Source organism: Kribbella sp. VKM Ac-2569, from assembly GCF_004216905.1.
GTDB lineage: Bacteria > Actinomycetota > Actinomycetes > Propionibacteriales > Kribbellaceae > Kribbella.
Genome location: NZ_SGXJ01000001.1, coordinates 450,771 through 469,197 on the forward strand (window position 1 = coordinate 450,771; position 18,427 = coordinate 469,197).

The 18,427-nt window shown below is 68.9% G+C and carries 18 protein-coding genes; 10 read left to right on the top strand and 8 right to left on the bottom strand.

Translation table 11 applies throughout. The features are described from left to right. Positions 1-2 precede the first annotated feature (2 nt). Positions 3-737 carry a nucleotidyltransferase domain-containing protein gene (locus EV649_RS02060; protein WP_130379905.1) on the bottom strand — a complete coding sequence of 245 codons (735 nt, stop codon included), beginning with the start codon at positions 735-737 and terminating at the stop codon, positions 3-5. 10 nt (positions 738-747) lie between these two features. Further along, on the bottom strand, positions 748-2,652 hold the full coding sequence (locus tag EV649_RS02065) for an N-acetylmuramoyl-L-alanine amidase (RefSeq protein ID WP_130379907.1): 1,905 nt from the start codon (positions 2,650-2,652) through the stop codon (positions 748-750). Positions 2,653-2,814: 162 nt separating this feature from the next. On the opposite strand from EV649_RS02065, the gene EV649_RS02070 reads away from it, so the two are divergent. The 3 genes from EV649_RS02070 (at position 2,815) to EV649_RS02080 (ending at position 7,050) form a co-directional block, all read left to right on the top strand. After that, positions 2,815-3,426, top strand: coding sequence for a DUF4126 domain-containing protein (locus EV649_RS02070; RefSeq protein WP_130379909.1), 612 nt, complete (start codon positions 2,815-2,817; stop codon positions 3,424-3,426). After that, a complete protein-coding gene (locus EV649_RS02075) occupies positions 3,426-4,733 on the top strand; it encodes an NAD(P)/FAD-dependent oxidoreductase (protein WP_130379911.1) in 1,308 nt (435 codons plus the stop codon). The genes EV649_RS02070 and EV649_RS02075 overlap by 1 nt, the downstream gene beginning before the upstream one ends. A gap of 145 nt (positions 4,734-4,878) precedes the next feature. Continuing rightward, positions 4,879-7,050, top strand: a complete 2,172-nt coding sequence (locus EV649_RS02080) for a UvrD-helicase domain-containing protein (RefSeq protein ID WP_347233113.1) — start codon at positions 4,879-4,881, stop codon at positions 7,048-7,050. On the opposite strand, the gene EV649_RS02085 is transcribed toward EV649_RS02080, so the two are convergent. Both EV649_RS02085 and metF read right to left on the bottom strand, forming a co-directional pair. Further along, positions 7,047-7,577, bottom strand: coding sequence for a histidine phosphatase family protein (locus tag EV649_RS02085; protein ID WP_130379915.1), 531 nt, complete (start codon positions 7,575-7,577; stop codon positions 7,047-7,049). The genes EV649_RS02080 and EV649_RS02085 overlap by 4 nt on opposite strands. A 4-nt stretch (positions 7,578-7,581) precedes the next feature. Then, the gene (gene metF / locus EV649_RS02090; protein ID WP_130379917.1) at positions 7,582-8,499 is read right to left on the bottom strand and encodes a methylenetetrahydrofolate reductase [NAD(P)H]; all 918 of its coding nucleotides are present in this window, start codon (positions 8,497-8,499) and stop codon (positions 7,582-7,584) included. A gap of 57 nt (positions 8,500-8,556) precedes the next feature. Here metF and EV649_RS02095 point away from each other — a divergent pair, with 57 nt between their 5' ends. Next, complete coding sequence (locus EV649_RS02095; protein ID WP_130379919.1) at positions 8,557-9,627, top strand: polyprenyl synthetase family protein; 1,071 nt, start codon at positions 8,557-8,559, stop codon at positions 9,625-9,627. Here the strand turns inward: EV649_RS02095 and EV649_RS02100 are convergent, their stop codons facing one another. Continuing rightward, entirely contained in the window at positions 9,628-10,047 is a 420-nt protein-coding gene (locus tag EV649_RS02100) for a helix-turn-helix domain-containing protein (protein ID WP_130379921.1), read from the bottom strand. A 75-nt stretch (positions 10,048-10,122) separates the two neighbouring features. Between EV649_RS02100 and EV649_RS02105 the strand changes: the two genes are divergently transcribed. Beyond that, positions 10,123-10,476, top strand: a complete 354-nt coding sequence (locus EV649_RS02105) for a DUF4180 domain-containing protein (RefSeq protein WP_130379923.1) — start codon at positions 10,123-10,125, stop codon at positions 10,474-10,476. Here the strand turns inward: EV649_RS02105 and EV649_RS02110 are convergent. Genes EV649_RS02110 through thiE form a run of 3 tightly spaced genes read right to left on the bottom strand, consistent with a single transcriptional unit; the run spans position 10,459 to position 11,944 of the window. Beyond that, positions 10,459-10,884: a barstar family protein gene (locus tag EV649_RS02110; protein WP_130379925.1), complete on the bottom strand. Its 426-nt coding sequence runs from the start codon at positions 10,882-10,884 to the stop codon at positions 10,459-10,461. The genes EV649_RS02105 and EV649_RS02110 overlap by 18 nt on opposite strands. Continuing rightward, complete coding sequence (locus EV649_RS02115; RefSeq protein WP_198682268.1) at positions 10,881-11,309, bottom strand: ribonuclease; 429 nt, start codon at positions 11,307-11,309, stop codon at positions 10,881-10,883. The genes EV649_RS02110 and EV649_RS02115 overlap by 4 nt, the downstream gene beginning before the upstream one ends. Next, on the bottom strand, positions 11,306-11,944 hold the full coding sequence (gene thiE, locus EV649_RS02120) for a thiamine phosphate synthase (protein ID WP_130379927.1): 639 nt from the start codon (positions 11,942-11,944) through the stop codon (positions 11,306-11,308). The genes EV649_RS02115 and thiE overlap by 4 nt, the downstream gene beginning before the upstream one ends. Before the next feature lie 42 nt (positions 11,945-11,986). Between thiE and thiO the strand changes: the two genes are divergently transcribed. From thiO to EV649_RS02145, 5 genes are all read left to right on the top strand, one after another. Further along, positions 11,987-13,126 carry a glycine oxidase ThiO gene (gene thiO, locus EV649_RS02125; protein WP_130379929.1) on the top strand — a complete coding sequence of 380 codons (1,140 nt, stop codon included), beginning with the start codon at positions 11,987-11,989 and terminating at the stop codon, positions 13,124-13,126. Positions 13,127-13,294: 168 nt separating this feature from the next. Next, positions 13,295-14,233, top strand: coding sequence for a LysM peptidoglycan-binding domain-containing protein (locus EV649_RS02130; protein WP_130379931.1), 939 nt, complete (start codon positions 13,295-13,297; stop codon positions 14,231-14,233). 75 nt (positions 14,234-14,308) lie between these two features. Beyond that, positions 14,309-16,264 (top strand): Stk1 family PASTA domain-containing Ser/Thr kinase, encoded by a 1,956-nt coding sequence (pknB, locus tag EV649_RS02135; protein ID WP_130379933.1) that lies wholly within the window; start codon positions 14,309-14,311, stop codon positions 16,262-16,264. Between the two features lie 36 nt (positions 16,265-16,300). Then, the gene (locus EV649_RS02140) at positions 16,301-17,191 is read left to right on the top strand and encodes a DMT family transporter (RefSeq protein ID WP_130379935.1); all 891 of its coding nucleotides are present in this window, start codon (positions 16,301-16,303) and stop codon (positions 17,189-17,191) included. Positions 17,192-17,204: 13 nt separating this feature from the next. Continuing rightward, positions 17,205-18,410, top strand: coding sequence for a glucoamylase (locus tag EV649_RS02145; protein WP_130379937.1), 1,206 nt, complete (start codon positions 17,205-17,207; stop codon positions 18,408-18,410). The last annotated feature ends 17 nt before the right edge of the window (positions 18,411-18,427 follow it).

Here is an 18,427-nt window from a genome sequence, read left to right on the forward strand (position 1 = left end):
CTTTATCGACCGAGTACGGCGGGAATCGCGGTCCGCACGAAGCGCCGGGTCAGGCCGGCGCGGGTGTGCCGCCACCAGGGTCCGGTCCGGGACTCCGGCCCGTAGCGGCGGCGCCTGATGTCCTCGACGACGTCCGCGGGCGCCCCGAGACGGGGCAGCACGTCGAAGGCCGCGCGCTTGGTGATCAGGTCGCCGGTGGCGAGCGTGACGTGCGCGCGGGCGATCGTGAGCAGGCTGAGGTCGACCCAGATGTCGTGGTACCAGGGCTTTCGCTTGCGGGCGACCGGCAACCAGAACTCCCGCAGATCGCGGCGGATGAACGCGAACAGTTCCTCGTCGGTGGTCGCCGGCAGCAACTGGTCCGGCGCCGGTCCGTAGAGCGTCCGGTTGCCGATGGCAAGCTCTCGGCGGGTCACCGGCGTCACCGGGCGGTCGAAGTACCGCTCCTGCGCGAACGTCGGGTGCCGCACCGAGGGGTCGGCCAGCTGAGACGTCAGCATGTACGAGCAATGCAGCTTGGCGGCCAACGGGTCCGCGCGGATCAGCTCCCGATGAAGGTCGGCCACAGCCGGTGAAGGCGGCGCGGAGACGACCGCGACCACGTCCAGGTCGCTGCGCCCCAACTGGTAGTCCCCCAGTGCCAGTGAGCCGTGCAGCCAGACCGCCTCTACGGCAGCGACTTCACGCAGAGAAGTGACAAAGCCGTCCAGCAACGGCTGGACGGCTTCGTCGATCACGGCACACAGACTAGACGGCTGGTCGCACGTCCACGTCGGCGGCCCGTACGTAGGCCATCCGGTGGCCGAACCAGATCTGGTAGTACTTGTCCGTCCCGAGCACCTGGACGTGATCCGCCGGCGGCTCTCCGGCGAACGTCACCGCGCGGTAGTAGTCGGTCTCGATGTTCAGGTCGCTCACGGGGTAGGCCTGCCCCGCACCGATCGAGTACTGCAGCGGCGTCACCGTCTGGTAGGGAATCCCTGCCGGGTACGCCGACTGCTCCGGGTACGCACGCCCATACACCGGCACCGACGTGAGACCGGCCTTCGGCTTCACGACCAGACCCGGCTTGGCGAACGCGTCAGGAGCGGACGCCGGGCTCTTGAACCAGCCCTTCGCACCCAGGTACCAGACAGCCACCCAGTCGCCCTGCCGCTCGGCCACGACGTACTGTGAACCTGCTGCGGCCCGGGAGCCCATGTCGGAGACCTCAGTGGTGCCGTTCGACCCGTCCGGGTGCAGACCGAGGTCCTTGACCAGCGGCGCGTTGTCGTCCGGCGCCTGACGCAGGTAGATGAAGTTGGTGCCCTGCGGCTTGCACGGCGTACCGGGGGTGTCGCAGCTGTTGATGACCTGGACGTTGCCGGCGAAGCCCGGCTTGATCGTGACGATCGACCCGGTGCGCACCGGGAACACGGACTTGCCCCAGATCGGCGCGCCCATCAGGTCCATGTAGTGCTCCCAGTCCCAGTAGGGGCCCGGGTCCCAGTGCATGCCGCGGACCGTGGACGGGACGGTACCCGGCACCTGGTCGTGGCCGAGGATGTGCGCCCGGTCGAGCGGGATGTTGTTCTTGGCGGCCAGGTAGGTCACCAGCTTGGCCGAGTTGCGGTACAGCGACTCGCTGTACCAGGTCGCACCCTGGGCTGCGAAGCCCTCGTGCTCGATGCCGATGCTGTGCATGTTCACGTACCAGTTGCCGGCGTGCCAGGCGACGTCCTTGGCCTTCACGTGCTGCCAGACGTGGCCGTCCGACGACCGCATCGTGTACTGCCAGCTCACGTACGTCGGGTCCTGCACCAGGTTCAGCACGCCCTGCCAGGTGCCCTCGGTGTCGTGGATGATGATGTAGTCGATCTTGCCGGTCTTCGGCCGGTCGGCGAGGTCGTGGTTGCCGTAGTCGCCGTCACCGAACTCCGAGTACGGCGCGGGCAGCCACTCGCAGCCGAGCGACGGCGGGCACTCCACGTCGGAGGTGGACGGCTGCACACCGGCCGGCAGCGACAGCTTGCTGATCTGCGACTTGTCCGGTGTCACGGCGAGCGCCGGCATCACGATCTGCTGGCCCGTGTTCGTCGTACGGGCCGCGCCCTTGGCCATGATCGAGTAGACGTCGTCGGCGAATCCGCCCGCGCCGACCTTGTCCGGAGCCTCGGCGTACGACGCCACTGCGCCGTACCACTCGGCCGGAGAGGTGTTCGCGCCGACCGGCAGGCCGAGCGACTTCTGGTACGACGCCAGCACCGCGGCGCCGCCGCTGATGTTGGCGGTCACGTCGGTGCGCAGCGCGCTCTGCTCGAGGCCGGTCAGCTCCGACGCCTTCTGCAGCGTCTGCAGCGACTCGGCCGTGGCGACCTTCTGCTTGCCGGACAGGTCCTCGACCTCCGAGTCCCCCAGCGAGGTGAGGTGCATCGGGCCGTAGCCACCTGTGGTGCTCGGCGTGCCGGCGTGGTCGTCCCAGCGGGACTCGGCGTACGAGACGGCGAGCAGGACCGACTCCGGTACGCCGTACTTCGCGGCGGCCTGACTGAACGCCGACGCCGCATCGGGCGGTGCGGCCGCGGCTGGTGGACCTCCCAACGACACGCCGACCAGGGCGGCCGGCAGCGCTACCGCAGCGAGTGCGGCAAGAATCTTCGGACGACGCAGCATGATTGTTCTCCTGAACCCGTAGGGCGGGGGCCGGTCACACAGACTGGCAGCCTAGTCACTGTGGGTCGGGGCGACGCGGATGTCAACGGTTAACCAAAACTCACGTCGTCGAGTTCGATACTGACGAAATCATGCCGGTGCCGAGGGTTACGGAGTAGCACGATGGAAGCGCTGCCGTTGGCAGTCACGACAGGCTGGGCCAGTGGGGTGAACGCCTATGCCTGCGTGCTGATTCTCGGTCTGCTCGGCCGGTTCGCCGGTGCCGACGACGTACCGCACTCGCTGACCACGACCCCGGTCCTGATCGTCGCGGGTGTCCTGTTCGCGGTCGAGTTCGTCGCCGACAAGATCCCGTACGTCGACTCCGCGTGGGACGCGATCTCGACCGTCGTCCGGCCGGTGATCGGCGCGGTCCTCGCCGCGCTGATGTCCGGTCAGGCGAGCACGCTGCAGCAGGCCCTGATCGCGACCGCCGGCGGCCTGGTGGCGCTGCTCTCGCATGCGGTGAAGTCGAGTCTGCGGCTCGCGATCAACACCTCCCCCGAGCCGGTCACCAACATCGCCGCGTCGTCCGGTGAGGACGTCGCGGTCGCCGGTGTGATGTCGTTGGCCGCCTTCCACCCGGAGATCGCGCTCGTCATCGCCGGCGTGCTGCTGCTCCTCGGACTGATCGGGGTGTACTTCGCGTTCAGGTTCATCCGGCGCGGGTATGTCAGGTTCAAGGCATGGCGCGAGAAACGTAGTACCCCTGCAACTGGGAGCAGTGCTGCCTGATGGCGAACGTGATTGTCGTGGGGGCCGGTCTGGCCGGTCTCGCGAGTGCTGTGCGGCTGGCCAAGCTCGGCCACCAGGTGACCATCTGCGAACGCAACGAGCACCTGGGTGGCGCTCTCGGCCGCGTTGAGGCGGACGGGTTCACCTGGGACGCCGGAGCCGCCAGTACGACGCTGCCGGCCGCGCTGCGCGACCTCTTCCGCAAGAGCGGCCGTCCGATCGAGAGCCTGGTGCAGCTGGACCCAGTGTCCGAGCCACGTCGCCACATGTTCGTTGACGGCTCCGTACTCGACCTGCCCGTCAGCGATCGCGGTGCCCAAGAAGAAGCGTGGACCGACCTGGCAGGTGCACCTGTGGCCGCGCTGTGGACCGCACTGGTCGACGCGTACGGCGACACGTGGCAGATCCTCCGCAAGACCTCACTGGAGCCACCGCTCGAGGACAAGCTGCCGATGAAGACCATCCGCGCACTCAAGCCCTGGCAGTCGCTGGAGAAGGTCGCACAGCGCGAGCTGACCGACGACCGCTCCCGTGCGGTACTACGGCACTTCGCAGCCCAAGGCGGATCGGACGCCAGCCTCACACCGGGGTACGTCGGCGTCTGGTCCTACCTGGAGCGCACTTTCGGCCGCTGGACGATCGCAGGTGGTTTCGGCGCACTGGCCGACGCCCTGGTACAGCGCGCCAGCGAGCGGAAGATCACTGTGCGCACCAGCGCCGAGGTGGTCGCCGTCTCGACGTCAGGTGGTGCAGTGACCGGTGTACGGCTCGCTGACGGTGAGGAGCTGCGCGCAGACATCGTCGTGAGCGACGTCGACCCACGGATCCTCTACGAGTTGTTCGTCGACGATCCGGTCGCCAAGAAGACCCGCAAGCGGATCCTGTCCACACACCAGGCGCAGGCGGCGTACGTCGTACATCTCGGTCTGAAGGACCCGGTGCCGCAGCTGCCGTTCGAGACCGTGCTGCACGGGACACCGACCGTAGTCGTCCGCACAGGTGGTACAGCACCCGCCGGGCACCAGGCCTGGTCCGTGCTGGTCCACGGCTACCCCACTGACGACGTACTGGATCTCTTGGTCGCCCGTGGGCTGCCTGTCCGGGAGAACGTGGTGTCGCGGCAGACGTCGCCGTCCTGGTGGGCCGGCGTGGCCTGGGAGGGCTACAAGACCGCCCGCCGCCGGGCCACGAACGTGTCACCGGTGAAGGGCCTGTACTGCGTCGGCGCGGGCGCGCACCCGGGCTCTGGTGTGCCCGCCACCACACTCGGCGCGGCCATCGTGGCGGACGCCATCGGGAAGGCCTGAGACCCCTGTGGGGTTGGACAGGGAAGCCAACTAAGATTGGTTGTTCCTGTGTTCTGAGTCGGGGCGGGTCCCGGCCGTAGAGAGGACCTCGGTGGATCAAACCCCCACATCGGCCGATCACCACAACCATGACGTCCCTGACGGCGTGGAGCGGGCTGAGCTGGCGGCGGAGCAACAGCATGTCGACCGGGTGTACGGACGGGTCGAGGAGGCCGCGCGGTCGGCGTCCCGGATCGCGGTCGACGGCCACCAGCGCGGCCAGGCGCAGAACGTCGGGCGTGTCCGCGACGAGGAGCAGACCGGTCTGTACGAGCGCGACGTGCTCGTGTTCGCCGCCGCGCGCCGGATCGCCGAGCTGGACGCCGAGCACGAGGGCCTGGTGTTCGGCCGGCTCGACTCGGACCACGGCGACGACGAGCCGGCTGCCACGACCTCGGCCGAGCTCGACAAGCTGTACGTCGGGCGCATCGGCGTTCGTGACGCGGAGTACGAACCGTTGGTGATCGACTGGCGCGCGCCCGCTGCCGAACCGTTCTACCGCGCCACCGCGACGGACCGGCAGAAGGTCGTCCGCCGCCGCGTGCTGCGGAACAAGGGTGCGCGGATCGTCGGTCTCGAGGACGACCTGCTGGCGCCGGAGCGGGCACCGGAGGACCTGCCCGTGATGGGCGAGGGCGCGCTGATGGCGTCGCTGTCGCGGGCCCGTGGGCACACGATGCGCGACATCGTCGCCACCATCCAGGCCGAGCAGGACGAGGCGATCCGGGCACCAGCCCGCGGCGTCACCGTCATCGGTGGCGGACCGGGCACCGGCAAGACGGTGGTCGCTCTGCACCGTGCGGCGTACCTGCTGTACAGCGACCGCCGGCGCTTCGAGCGTGGCGGCGTACTGGTCGTCGGACCGTCGGCCGCGTTCATGGCCTACATCGAGAGGGTGCTGCCCAGCCTCGGTGAGAACACGGTCTCGCTGCGCGCTGTCGGCGAGCTGGTCGACGGAGTGAAGGCCACTGCGGTCGACAACGCCGCAGCAGCCGCCATCAAGGGCTCGCTGCGGATGCGTGCGGTGCTGTCACGCGCCGCCCGCGACCGGGTGCCGAACGCGCCGACGAACCTGCGGGTGTTCCTCGGCGGCGCCACCGTCGAGCTGGACGCCAACCAGCTCGACAACGTACGGCGGAACGCGCTGCGCCGCACGCCCCGCAACCGAGCCGCCGCTGAGGCGCGGAAGGGCCTGATCGCCGCGCTGTGGCAGCGGTTCCCGGAGGACCTGCGCAACGGGCCTCTCGGCGACCGCGAGGCGTTCGGCGACCGCGTCGCCGACACTCCGGCGTTCCGCACGTTCTTCAGCCAGTGGTGGCCGGTGGTGACCCCAGAAGGGGTACTGCGGTGGCTCGGTGACCCGCGCCGCCTCCAGCGATGGGCCCGCAACGACCTGACCCCCGCTGAGATCGACGCACTCGCTACGGCGATCCGTACGACCGACGAGTTCACCATTGCCGACGTCGCGTTGCTGGACGAGCTGAGCGGGTTCCTGGGACGTCCTCCGATCGTGGAGAACACCGACGAGGAGTTCGACTGGCTCGAAGGGCTCTCGGACGGCGTCAACGAAGTACTGACCAGCTCCGAGCGCCGGGCCCGGGCCGCGGCTGCACGGGAGGCGGAGGAGCCGGAGGAGTACGCGCACGTGCTGGTGGACGAGGCACAGGACCTCTCCCCCATGCAGTGGCGGATGGTGACTCGGCGCGGACCGCAGGCCAGCTGGACGATCGTCGGCGACCCGGCGCAGAGCTCCTGGCCCGACCCGGACGAAGCTCGGGCCGCGATGGACTCGATGCTGTCGCATCTGCAGCGGCACGCGTTCCGGCTGTCCACCAACTACCGGAACTCGGCCGAGATCTACTCGTTCGCCGGTGAGGTGATCCGGCAGTCCATCCCGGACGCGGACCTGCCGAACGCGGTCCGCAGTACCGGAGTGGAGCCGGAGCACCGGGTCTTCGACGCCGGCAAGGTCCCCGCGGCCGCCGGCGACGCGGCCGTGGAGCTGCTGCAGCTGGTCGAGGGCACCGTCGGCGTCATCGTGCCGCCGGCGCTCCGCCCGGTCGTGGACCCGGTCCTCGCCGAGCTGAACGACCCACGGGTCGTCGCGGTCAGCCCACTCGACTCCAAGGGCCTCGAGTACGACGCAGTGGTCGTCGTCGAACCGGACCGGATCGTCAGCGACACGCTGGGCGGCGTACGAGCTCTCTACGTGGTCCTCACCCGCGCCACCCAGCGCCTGATCACCGTCAACAGCACCACCCGCTGGCTGCCCTCTTAGGCACGCGGTGCGACGTACGACACGAGGTCGGCGTCGTTCGCCGAGAGGTCGGCCCAGCGGGTGGTGAGGTGCAGGATCGCGAGGCCCGTGGTCGGGTACTTCTGGGTGAGCTCGACGCGCTCTGGGCTGGTGCCGTCCAGGGCGAGCTCGTCGGCGAGCCACGGGATGCCCGGCGCGTGGCCGACGACGATCACCGTGCGGGCTTCGGCCGGGGTTTCGTGGATGGCGTCCAGGATGCCGTCGGTGTCGCCGTTGTAGATGCGCTTGTCGTACCAGACGTCCTTGGCGCCGACGCCGGCCTCGGCGACGTACTTCCAGGTCTCGCGGGTGCGCTTCGACGGCGAGCACAGGACCAGGTCCGCTTCGATGCCTTGGGCAACGAGGTACCGGCCGGCGGCGCTCGCGTCGGCGCGGCCGCGGTCGGCCAGCGGTCGTTCGAGATCCGGCAGCGTCTCCGGCGGCACCGCCTTGGCGTGCCGGAGCAGGACGAGAGTGCGGTCGATCAACAGGTCCGACGGGTCAGCCATTGCGTCAGGATACGACGGAGGCCTTGAGGTTGCGGAACACCTGCCGCGTCGCCGTGGATCTGTTCAGCGTGATGAAGTGGATGCCGGGCGCGCCGCCGGCCAGCAAGCGTTCGCACAACTCGGTCGCGATCTCGACACCGACCTCGCGGACGGCGGCCGGGTCGTCCTCGACGGCGAGCAGCCGGTCGGTGACGGCGACCGGTAGCGCCATACCCGTGAGGTCCGCCATCCGCTGGATCTGCTTGATGTTCGTGACCGGCATGATGCCCGGCAGCACCGGGATGTCGCAGCCGAGCGCGGCGGCCCGATCGACGAGCCGGAAGTAGTCGTCGGCGCCGAAGAACATCTGCGTGATGGCGTAGTCGGCGCCGGCCTGGGCCTTCGCGGCGAGCACCTGCGCGTCCGTCTCGAGCGAGGCCGCCTCCGGGTGCTTGTCCGGGAAGGCAGCGACACCGACGCAGAAGTCGCCGAGCGAACGGATCAGCTCGACCAGCTCGGTGGCGTGGTTCAGTCCCTCGGGATGTGCGATCCACGGCTGGTTCGGGCCGCCCGGCGGGTCGCCGCGGAGCGCGAGCATGTTGCGGACCCCGGATCCGGCGTACGCGCCGATCACGGAGCGGAGCTCGTCGCGGGAGTGCGAGACGCAGGTCAGGTGCCCGAGCGGCGTCAGCGACGTGTCCTGCGCGACCCGCTCGGTGACCCGGATGGTGCCGTCACGCGTGGTCCCGCCGGCGCCGTACGTGATCGAGACGAAGGTCGGGCGCAGCTGCTCGATCTCGCGGATCGACCGCCACAGCACCTCCTCCGCCTCGGGGGTCTTCGGTGGGAAGAACTCGAACGAGAACGACCGGTCTCCGGACGCGAGCAGCTGGCGGATCGTCGGCGCACCGCCGGGACGCGTCGAGGGAAGACCGTTGGCCATGACGTCAGGTTACCCGCGGTGGCCAGTCACGTCTGCCTACCGACTACGCTCCGAGACGTGTATGGCGATGTGGACATCCCGGCCGAGATCCAGCGTGCACTGAGCGGCTTCCTCGACCGGCAGGAGAAGCGGCTGACCGCCATCGGGCCGGAACTGGCCGAGCAGGTGCAGGCCGCGCGGGACGCGACCAGCGGCGGCAAGCGACTGCGTCCGTCCTTCTGCTACTGGGGTTTCCGGGCCGCGGGCGGCGATCCGGCGCAGCCGATCCTGACCGCCGCGGCCAGCCTGGAGATGCTGCACGTCAGCGCGCTGGTGCACGACGACGTGATGGATTCCTCGGACGTACGACGGGGTGCGCCGGCCGCGCATCGCCGGTTCGAGGCGCTGCAGCGGGAACGGGCCGCGAAGTCCGGACACGGAGCGGATCCGGTCGGATTCGGCGTCGGCGCCGCGATCCTGCTCGGCGACCTGTGCCTGATCTGGGCCGACGAGCTGCTCCACACGTCGGGATTCGACGCGGCCGCACTGGCCCGGGCGGAGCAGTACTTCGACGCCGTACGGGTCGAGGTGACGGCCGGGCAGTACCTCGATCTGCTCGCGCAGGCGAGTGGCGAGTCGGACATGGACCTGGCGCTGCGGGTGCTGCGGTACAAGTCGGCGACGTACACGATCGAGCGGCCGCTGCACGTCGGTGCCGCGTTGGGCGGCGGGGACGCGCAGTTGATCTCGTCACTGTCCGGGTACGGGCTGCCGTTGGGCGAAGCGTTCCAGCTGCGGGACGACCTGCTCGGGGTGTTCGGGGATCCCGCGCTGACCGGCAAGCCGGCTGGGGACGATCTGCGTGAGGGCAAGCGGACGGTCCTGATCGCGTACGCCGTCGACCACGCGTCGGAGATCCAGCTGACCGAGTTCAACCGGCTCTTCGGACGCCCGGACCTCGACGACGACGAGATCCAGCTGCTCCGCGAGATCCTCCAGGACTCCCGCGCCGTACAGGCCTGCGAAGACCTCATCACCGAACGCACCGAGGACGCGCTCGATGCCCTCGACAGCGCTCCCCTGGCCGACGACACCGCCCGCAAGGCCCTCACCGACCTAGCCGTCGCGGCAACCTCACGCGTCGTCTAGCTACTGCTCCGCCAGCATGTTGATCAGGCGGAGGAGGTCTGCGGTGGCTGAGAGGTTGCCGAGGATGATGACCTTGAGGACGGCGCGCTCCTCGTCGTAGATCGTCTCGGCCTTGAGGTGGACCGCCTCGGGCTGGTTGAGCGCGCCGTGGATGTGGGTGCTGAGACGGTCGGCGGTGGCTCGGTCGACCGCGTCGATGTGGACGATGCTGGACGCCTCGACGTGCCGCGCGGAGCGGTCGACGTCGATCACGGCGGCCGGCGTACCGGTGAATTCCTCGAGGTCCTCGCGGGTGATCCGGTACTGCTTCCCGATCCGCACCGCCTTCAGGCGCCCGTCGCGGACGTAGTTGCGGATCGTACGAACGTGCAGGCCCAACTGGTTCGCCACCTGCTCCACCGAATACAGCTCCTGGGCCATCCCCTCAGCGTAGAGCACTTCCTTAGAATTCCCTATAAATGGCTGATTCCAGGCACTTACGGTATTTTGGGGTACATGGTGCTACTGGCTGGGGTGCAGGTCCACGTGAGCGACACCGCGCTCACCGATGAGAGTGACGCCGTACAGCTGATCGTCGACGCGCATTATGCGCATCAGGCTGAGTGGATCGCGGTCGCGCCGGAGCAGTTGGGCGACGAGTTCTTCGAGCTGAGCAGTGGGCGGGCCGGTGCGATCACGCAGAAGTTCGTGACGTACCAGATGGGCCTGGCTGTCGTCGGCGACATCTCGGAGCGGGTCGCGGCGAGCAAGCCGCTCGCGGACTGGGTGCGGGAGAGCAACCGCGGTCGCAATCTGCTGTTCGCCGCGGACCTCGGCGAACTGAAGGACCAGCTACAGGACCGGCAATGAGCCCAGCAGGTCGGGCGTTTCCGTCTCTGCGATGAGCACCCGGAGCTGGCCGGAGTTCGTGGTGTCCTCGGCGAAGATCTGCAGCGCGACGTCGACCGTGTCGTGGTCGTGTTCGAGCAGGTGCCGCAGCCCGGTCCACAGCACGACCTCGGGTGCGCCCGTCGACCGGTCGCTCAGCGAGTCGGCCAGCGCGTCCCAGTTCCGCCCGAACCAGCGGGGCAGGTCGAACGCGGTCGCGCACAGGTCGAGGAACCCGGTCTTGTCGTGGATCTCGCCGGTATCGAGCAGCACGAAGCCGAACCCGGCGGCGGCAGCATCCCGGCGTACGTCGGCAACACCCGAAGCGGATGGCCAACGGTAGACGCCAGGCCGCAACCCCTCGGCCAGCAGCGTGCTCAGCGAGCTCATGAAGTTCCCCCGTCTTCCGCGATCCGGCGGAAGGACTTGTAATGGTCGTCCGTGTAATAACGCTCGCCGGCGTTACCGGTCACGATCCGGCGGGCGCCTCGGTCCTTCTCCCCCGGCGTCTTCACGGTGTACTCGTGGTAGTAGCCGCGGTCGTGCTTCGGCAGGATCTTCTCCAGGTTGCCGAACACCACACCGTCACGGCTGTACGGGTACGGCCCGCCCTGGTCGATCAGCTTCAGCGTGTCCTGCCCCTCCTTCGGCAGGTCCGTCACGACGACGTACTTGAGACCGCTGGTCGGATCGACGTCATCGGACGACGCCTTCTTGTCGGCCGAACAGCCGAACAGCGACGCCGCCAGAGTGATCACCAGCATGGCGATCACCACGACCGCGACGATCCGTGCGGCCTTCGGGTTGTTGATCACCGCAGCCTCCGACTGAACTCGGCGGCCGCCTCCCCCGGGTCGTCCGCCTCGGTGATCGCCCGTACGACGACCACGCGCGAGGCCCCCGCTTCCAGTACCTCGTCCAGCCGCTCCAGGTCGATGCCACCGATCGCGAACCACGGCTTCGACTGCTTGCGACCGGCCGCGTACGACACCAGGTCCAGACCGGCGGCCTGACGCCCCGGCTTCGTCGGCGTCGCCCAGGTCGGCCCGACGCAGAAGTAGTCCGAGCCCACCTCGTCGACCGCGGCGTTCACCTGGCTGAACGTGTGCGTCGAGCGCCCGACGACAGGACCAGGCCCGACGATCGCCCGAGCGGCGTGCACCGGCAGGTCACGCTGTCCCAGGTGCAGTACGTCGGCACCCGCAGCGAACGCGATGTCAGCGCGGTCGTTGACGGCCAGCAGCTTGCCGTGTCGCCGGCACGCGTCCGCGAACACCTCCAGCGCCGCCAGCTCGTCGGCAGCCTCCATCTCCTTCTGCCGGAGCTGCACGATGTCCACGCCGCCGGCCAGCGCGGCGTCCAGGAACTGTTCGAGATCGCCCTGCTTCTCGCGCGCATCCGTGCACAGGTAGAGCCGGGCATCCGCGAGACGGTCGGTGTGGTCAGTCACACCCCAAAGCCTGCCATGTCCCCGCAGAAGTAGGCTTACGGCATGCCTGAGCACACCTCCGAGGTAGTCGTGATCGGTGCCGGGCTGATCGGCTTGGCGACGGCCTGGCGACTGGCCGCAGACGGTGTCCAGGTGGCGATATGTGACCCCACACCAGGCGCGCAGACCTCGAACGTCGCCGCCGGGATGCTTGCCCCGGTCACCGAGGTGGAGTACGGCGAGGACGACCTGCTGGCCCTCAACCTGGCTTCGGTGAACGCCTGGCCCGCCTTCGCGGCTGAGCTCGAGGAACTGACCGGACAGCCCGCGGGCCTGCACCAGACCGGCACGCTGTCCGTTGCGTACGACGTGGACGACGCTGCAGCGCTCCGCAGGCTCGCCGACTACCAGCGACGCCTCGGCCTCGAGGTGGAGGAGCTGTCCGGTCGTGACGCCCGCCGCCGCGAGCCAATGCTCGCCACAGGTGTCTCCGGTGGTGTCTGGGTCCCAGGTGACCATTCCGTCGACAACAGGCAGGCCGTGGCGACCCTGCTGCGCGCCGTCGAGCTCTCCGGCGTACAGCTCATCCGCCAGCGCGTCACTCGAGTCATCACGTCCGGTACGACGGCACTCGGCGTACAGCTCGAGAACGGCGACACGGTGCACGCAGGTCACGTCATCGCGGCAGCGGGACCGTGGTCATCGCAGCTGGACGGCGTACCCGAGGAACTTCGTCCTCCGGTGCGTCCGGTGAAGGGTGAGGTACTGCGGTTGCGGGTCCCGGAGGCGTACCGCCCGGCGCTCCAGCACACTGTGCGCGCCACAGCCCGCGGCTTCTCCGTTTACCTCGTGCCGCGACCAGGTGGCGAGCTGGTGATCGGTGCGACTACCACCGAGCTCGGTTACGACACTCGGGTGCTGGCAGGGGGTGTGTTCGCGCTGCTCCGCGATGCGCGGACCGTGCTGCCCATCATCGACGAGCTCGAATTCGTGGAGTCGATCGCCGGCCTCCGCCCAGCCACACCGGACAACGCGCCGATCCTCGGCCCCTCGGGTCTGGATCGGTTGCTGTGGGCAACCGGCCATTACCGCAACGGCGTACTGCTGACCCCGGTCACCGCGCAGATCCTGGCCGACACCGTCAGCACCGGAACCCTCCCGGACCTCGGGAAACCCTTCCTCGCCAGCCGGTTCGGGCACTGACTCACCGTTGCCCGCAGCAACCGGAAAGATTGTGAACGACAACAATGTAGTTCAGCCTTGAATTGTAACCTTTGCGTTACAGGCGCAACACCAACCCCATTCGCCCCTGTTGTCACATCCGTATCAACACATACGGTCAGGTGACGTTCACACGGGGAGTTGGTTGCGATGCGCAACGTCGTACGGATCTTGAGCGGCCTGGCAGTACCGGTGCTGACCGCGGCGGTGATCACCGCCGGTGCGCCTGGCCTCGGCGCGTACAAGGTCAAGGAGGGTGACACCCTCAGCCACATCGCCGGCCGCTACGGCACGACGGTCTCGACGCTGGTGGCGCTGAACAAGCTGCCCGGCAACGGCAACGCGATCTACGCGGGTGAGGTGCTCAAGGTCCCTGGCAAAGGATCAACCACCACCACGACCAAGACGCGCTCAAAGCTGGGCCGGGTGACGTACGTCGTGAAGCCCGGCGACACCGTCTCCGGGATCGCGAAGCGCTTCAAGTGCTCGCAGGCCAACCTGCTCGCCGCGAACGGGCTGAAGGCGGGTGCCCGCATCTACGCCGGCAAGCCGCTGCAGGTGCCGGTGAAGGTGCGCCCGAAGGCCCGGACCGACAACACGTTCGCGGGGCGCACGTACGCCGACCACATCGTCGCCGCGGCCAACCGCAACCGGGCCACCCTGAAGAAGCGCAAGCTGCCGACCCGGACCCAGGTGCGCTCACTGATCGTGAGCACCGCGAAACGGTACGGCGTCGACCCGGAACTCGCGCTCGCGGTCAGCTGGCAGGAGTCCGGCTGGAAGCAGCGGGTCGTCTCCCCGGCGAACGCGATCGGCGCGATGCAGGTCATCCCGTCGACCGGCCGGTTCGCCTCCCGGCTCGTCGGCCGCGAGCTGGACCTGCTGAAGCCACGCGACAACGTCACTGCCGGCGTCGTCCTGCTGAGCCGCCTGACCGGCGCCGCCAAGCTCGATATCGCGGTGGCCGGCTACTACCAGGGTCTGGGCGGCGTGAAGAAGAACGGTATGTACGCCGACACGAAGCTCTACGTGAAGAACGTCCTCCGGATCCAGGCTCAGCTCGAACGCGGGTGGGACCCCCTGCGGTGAGCCTGAGCCGGTGACGCTGAGGCGTTATCTACACTCTCTGAGCAGAACGGTTTGGGGAGAGGCGGCTCACCGCAAGTGACGGACGACGTGGACACGCAGGTCAGCGACCGCCTCGTCGGGCGCGTGCTCGACGGTCGGTACCGCGTGGGCGCGCGCGTCGCGAAGGGCGGCATGGCCACCGTCTACGAGGCGCTGGACATGCGGTTGGACCGGACCGTCGCGCTCAAGGTGATGCACGACGGGCTCGGTGACGACGCCCAGTTCACCCGCCGGTTCGTGGCCGAGGCCCGCGCCGCCGCCCGGCTCTCGAACCCGAACGTGGTGGCCGTCTTCGACCAGGGCGACGACAACGGCACGCTGTTCCTGGCGATGGAGTACGTCCGCGGCCGCACGCTGCGCGACGTCATCCGCGAGGAGGCGCCGCTGTCCCCCGCCCGCGCGCTGGACCTGCTGACACCGATCCTGTCCGCGCTGTCGGCCGCCCACGACGCCGGCATCGTGCACCGCGACATCAAGCCCGAGAACGTCCTGATCTCCGACAAGGGCGCGGTGAAGGTCGCCGACTTCGGTCTGGCCCGCGCAGTGAGTGCCAGCGGCAACACCGCCACCCAGGGGCTCCTAATGGGCACGGTGTCGTACCTGGCCCCGGAGCTGGTCACAGATGGCAGTGCGGACGCCCGCTCGGACGTGTACTCGGCCGGCATCCTCCTGTACGAGATGCTCACCGGCAACAAGCCGCACTCCGGTGACACCCCCATCCAGGTCGCGTACGCCCACGTGCATGCCGACGTACCCCCACCGTCGCTGGAGCAGCCGAGCATCCCGCCGTACGTCGATGCGCTCGTGCAGCGCGCGACCGCGCGGGACCGGGACCTGCGGCCGACCGACGCGCGGGTGTTCAGCCGGCAGGTGCACCGGGTACGCAGTGCGCTGGACGAAGGGCTGCCGGACGACCCTGAGCTGACCGGTGACCTGACGGTGCCGATTCATCAGATCCGGCAGGACAGCGGGTACGACGACGGCTACACGCGCGGGGAAGCACCACTGGACGGCCAGGAGATCCGTCACGACACGATCGTCGTACCGGTCGACTACGGACGGCCGACGGGCGCTCCGGCCAAGACATCTGCAGTGGCGCCGCCGCGGCGCAGGTCGCGGGGACCGATCGCGCTGATCCTGATCCTGGCGGCCGCGATCGGCATCGGTACGTCGGCCTGGTACTACGGCATCCACCGGTACACCACCACGCCCGACCTGGTGAACCTGGCGCCCGCCGACGCGACTGCGAAGGCGGAGCAGTCAGGCCTGCGGACGAGCCTGGACAACCAGGACTACTCGGAGGACGTGAAGAAGGGTTTGGTCATCCGGACCGATCCCAAGACAGGTGACCGGATCCGGAAGGACGGTGAGATCGGTCTCACCGTTTCCAAGGGACCGGAGCGGTACCGCGTGCCGCAGCTCGTCGGTCTGCAACTGGACGCCGCGCAGCAAGCGCTGTCGCCGATCAAGCTGATCACCGGGAAGATCAACGAGCAGTACAACGAGACCGTGCCGCAGGGCAAGGTGATCGCGATCAGCCCGAGGTTCAACACGGTCGTGAAGCCGGGGACCGCGGTGAACTTCGCGGTCAGCAAGGGCAAACGGCCGATCACCGTCCCGGACCTGACCGGCAAGTCGTACAAGGACGCGAAGAAGACGCTGACCAAACTCGGGTTCGTCGTCGGGCGCAGCTCGCAGTACGACGAGAAGGTCGCCGAGGGCAACGTGATCAGCCAGAGCCCGAACAACGGCACGCTGTTCGCCAAGGACAAGGTCTCGCTGGTCGTGTCGCTCGGTCCGCCGCTGGTCGAGGTCCCGGACGTGAAGCGGAAGACCACCGCCGACGCACAGAAGATCCTCGGCGACGCCGGCTTCAAGGTGACGGTGCAGAAGGCTCCCTTCAACCTCGGCCTCAACATCGTCGCCGCCCAGAGCCCAGCCGGCGGCCGGAAGGTCAAACCCGGCAGCACCATCGTGATCACCGTCCTTTAGGCGCGGTTTTGCCTTGCACGCAAGGCGTCTGATCTGATGTCCGGCGTGAACCACCCCCGTCTTGCCGTGCTGGCCCTGCTGTCGGTTGCGGCCGCCTGGGGGTCGACGTTCTTCCTGACCAAGGACCTGCTCACCAGGATGGACGTCGCCGACTACTTGGCGTTGCGGTTCCTGATCGCGTCGGTCGCGCTGGTGCTGGTCCATCCGCCCGCGATCGCGCGGCTGAGCCGCCTGGACCGCGGCCGCGCCGTTGCCCTCGGCATCACGTACGGCATCGCCCAGCTCCTCCAGACCGAAGGTCTGCGGCACACCTCGGCGAGCGTCTCCGGCTTCGTCACCGGCATGTACGTCGTCTTCACCCCGCTGCTCGGCGCCGTGATCCTGCGGCACAAGATCGGCCGCTGGGCCTGGGTCGCCGTGATCCTCGCCACGACCGGTCTCGGCGTACTGTCCCTGCGCGGACTCAGCCTCGGCCACGGCGAGCTGCTGACGCTGGCGTCCGCCGGCCTCTACGCGCTGCACATCATCGGCCTCGGCGCCTGGTCGACCTCGAGGAACGCGTTCGGTCTGTCGTCGCTGCAGATGATCGTGATCACGTGCGTCTGCGCGATCGGCGCGCTGCCCGGCGGGTTCTCGGTGCCGAGCACCGGCGGCGACTGGGTCAGCGTGATCTACATGGCGCTGGTCGCCGGAGCCCTCGCGCTGATCGTCCAAACCTGGGCACAGGCACACCTGACTCCCACCCGCGCGGCGATTGCGATGACAATGGAGCCAGTGTTCGCCTCGTCGTTCGCGGTGCTGTTCGGCTCCGACAGCCTCACCTGGCGGATGCTGGTCGGCGGCGCACTGGTGGTGTCGGCCATGTATCTGGTCGAGCTGGCACCACGGCGTAAGTTCGAGGCGGAAGTGCAGCACCTGGCACAGTAGATTCGGGGGGACCATGCGGGAGAGTCAGCGGCGGGACCGGTGGTTCCCGTACGTCGTGATCGCCCTCCTGCTCGCGATACTGGCCGCCGGGACCGCCAGCAACCTGGTCCGCAACCCGCAACCCCGCCTGGTCGCCGACGGCGTCCCCAGTGACGCTGCCCCCGTACACGCCGGTTCGTCGCTCCAGCAGCACGACGACCTGGTCCAGCACGCACTAGCTGACCTCAACGCGCTCACCCTCCCGAACGGCGCGACCCTGGCCGGCTGGGACGGCCCGTGGCGGTACGTCTGGCCGCGGGACGCGGCGTTCGTGGCAGCCGCGCGGTGCTCCGTCGGGCAGTACGACAAGGCGTACGACGTACTGTCGTTCCTCAACCGCCTGCGGCCGCGGAGTGGGCAGTGGGAAGCGCGCTACACCGAGGCTGGTGCTCGGGTGGACGACGGGCGGGCCCCGCAGCTGGACGGGTCTGGGTGGGTCCTGTGGGCCACCTGGTTCTGTCGCGCGGGCGGAAGGTACTGGGACCTGGTGCGCGAGTCGGCCGACCACATCGTCGCCGAGCTCGCTCCTGACGGTCTGCCTGCTCCCTCGTCCGACTACTGGGAGCGGCGCGAGAAGGAGCTGACCCTCGGCACGGTCGCCCCACTCCTCACCGGGCTCAGGTCCGCCGTGCAGATCGCGACCGAACTGCACCGTTCCGCCGAGGCCACCCGCTGGCGGTCCGCGGTCGACACGTTGTCGGAGGCAACCGATCGGGTCTTCGGACCGGACTATCCGCGGACCCCGGCGCGGGCCACCAGTTTCGTCGAGCCGGGCGTCGAGCCGATCGCCGTCGGGGGCGGCCGGGACGCGATCGTGACTGTCCTGGGCCCGCCGTTCGCGCCTGCCCGCCCGGTGGTCAGTACGGCGATCGACGGAGCGCGCGCCGCCCTGACACAGCCCAACGGAGGAGTGACACCAGGCGAGGACTGGCGGGCGGACGGTGTGTCGTGGACACCGCAGACCGCCCTGTTCGCCCTCAGCGCCGCGGCCCGCGGCGATCACGCCACCGCGAACAACCTCCTCGGCTGGCTCGCCGACCACCGCACCAGTACCGGCGCCCTGCCGGAGAAGGTCAACCGAGATCTGGAGCCGGCCGGCGAAGCTCCCCTCGCCTGGACCGCGGCGTTGGTCGTCCTCACCAGCACGGCGCTACACGGCTCTCTACCGATACCTGGCTAGCTGTGCCATCCACAGGG

What these genes read in the sequence shown, in the direction of transcription:
- EV649_RS02065 (WP_130379907.1), bottom strand. Translation starts at nt 2,652, where the DNA reads ATGCTGCGTCGTCCGAAGATTCTTGCCGCACTCGCTGCGGTAGCGCTG.
- EV649_RS02070 (WP_130379909.1), top strand. Translation starts at nt 2,815, where the DNA reads ATGGAAGCGCTGCCGTTGGCAGTCACGACAGGCTGGGCCAGTGGGGTG.
- EV649_RS02075 (WP_130379911.1), top strand. Translation starts at nt 3,426, where the DNA reads ATGGCGAACGTGATTGTCGTGGGGGCCGGTCTGGCCGGTCTCGCGAGT.
- EV649_RS02085 (WP_130379915.1), bottom strand. Translation starts at nt 7,577, where the DNA reads ATGGCTGACCCGTCGGACCTGTTGATCGACCGCACTCTCGTCCTGCTC.
- metF (WP_130379917.1), bottom strand. Translation starts at nt 8,499, where the DNA reads ATGGCCAACGGTCTTCCCTCGACGCGTCCCGGCGGTGCGCCGACGATC.
- EV649_RS02100 (WP_130379921.1), bottom strand. Translation starts at nt 10,047, where the DNA reads ATGGCCCAGGAGCTGTATTCGGTGGAGCAGGTGGCGAACCAGTTGGGC.
- EV649_RS02105 (WP_130379923.1), top strand. Translation starts at nt 10,123, where the DNA reads ATGGTGCTACTGGCTGGGGTGCAGGTCCACGTGAGCGACACCGCGCTC.
- EV649_RS02110 (WP_130379925.1), bottom strand. Translation starts at nt 10,884, where the DNA reads ATGAGCTCGCTGAGCACGCTGCTGGCCGAGGGGTTGCGGCCTGGCGTC.
- thiO (WP_130379929.1), top strand. Translation starts at nt 11,987, where the DNA reads ATGCCTGAGCACACCTCCGAGGTAGTCGTGATCGGTGCCGGGCTGATC.
- EV649_RS02130 (WP_130379931.1), top strand. Translation starts at nt 13,295, where the DNA reads ATGCGCAACGTCGTACGGATCTTGAGCGGCCTGGCAGTACCGGTGCTG.
- EV649_RS02140 (WP_130379935.1), top strand. Translation starts at nt 16,301, where the DNA reads ATGTCCGGCGTGAACCACCCCCGTCTTGCCGTGCTGGCCCTGCTGTCG.
- EV649_RS02145 (WP_130379937.1), top strand. Translation starts at nt 17,205, where the DNA reads ATGCGGGAGAGTCAGCGGCGGGACCGGTGGTTCCCGTACGTCGTGATC.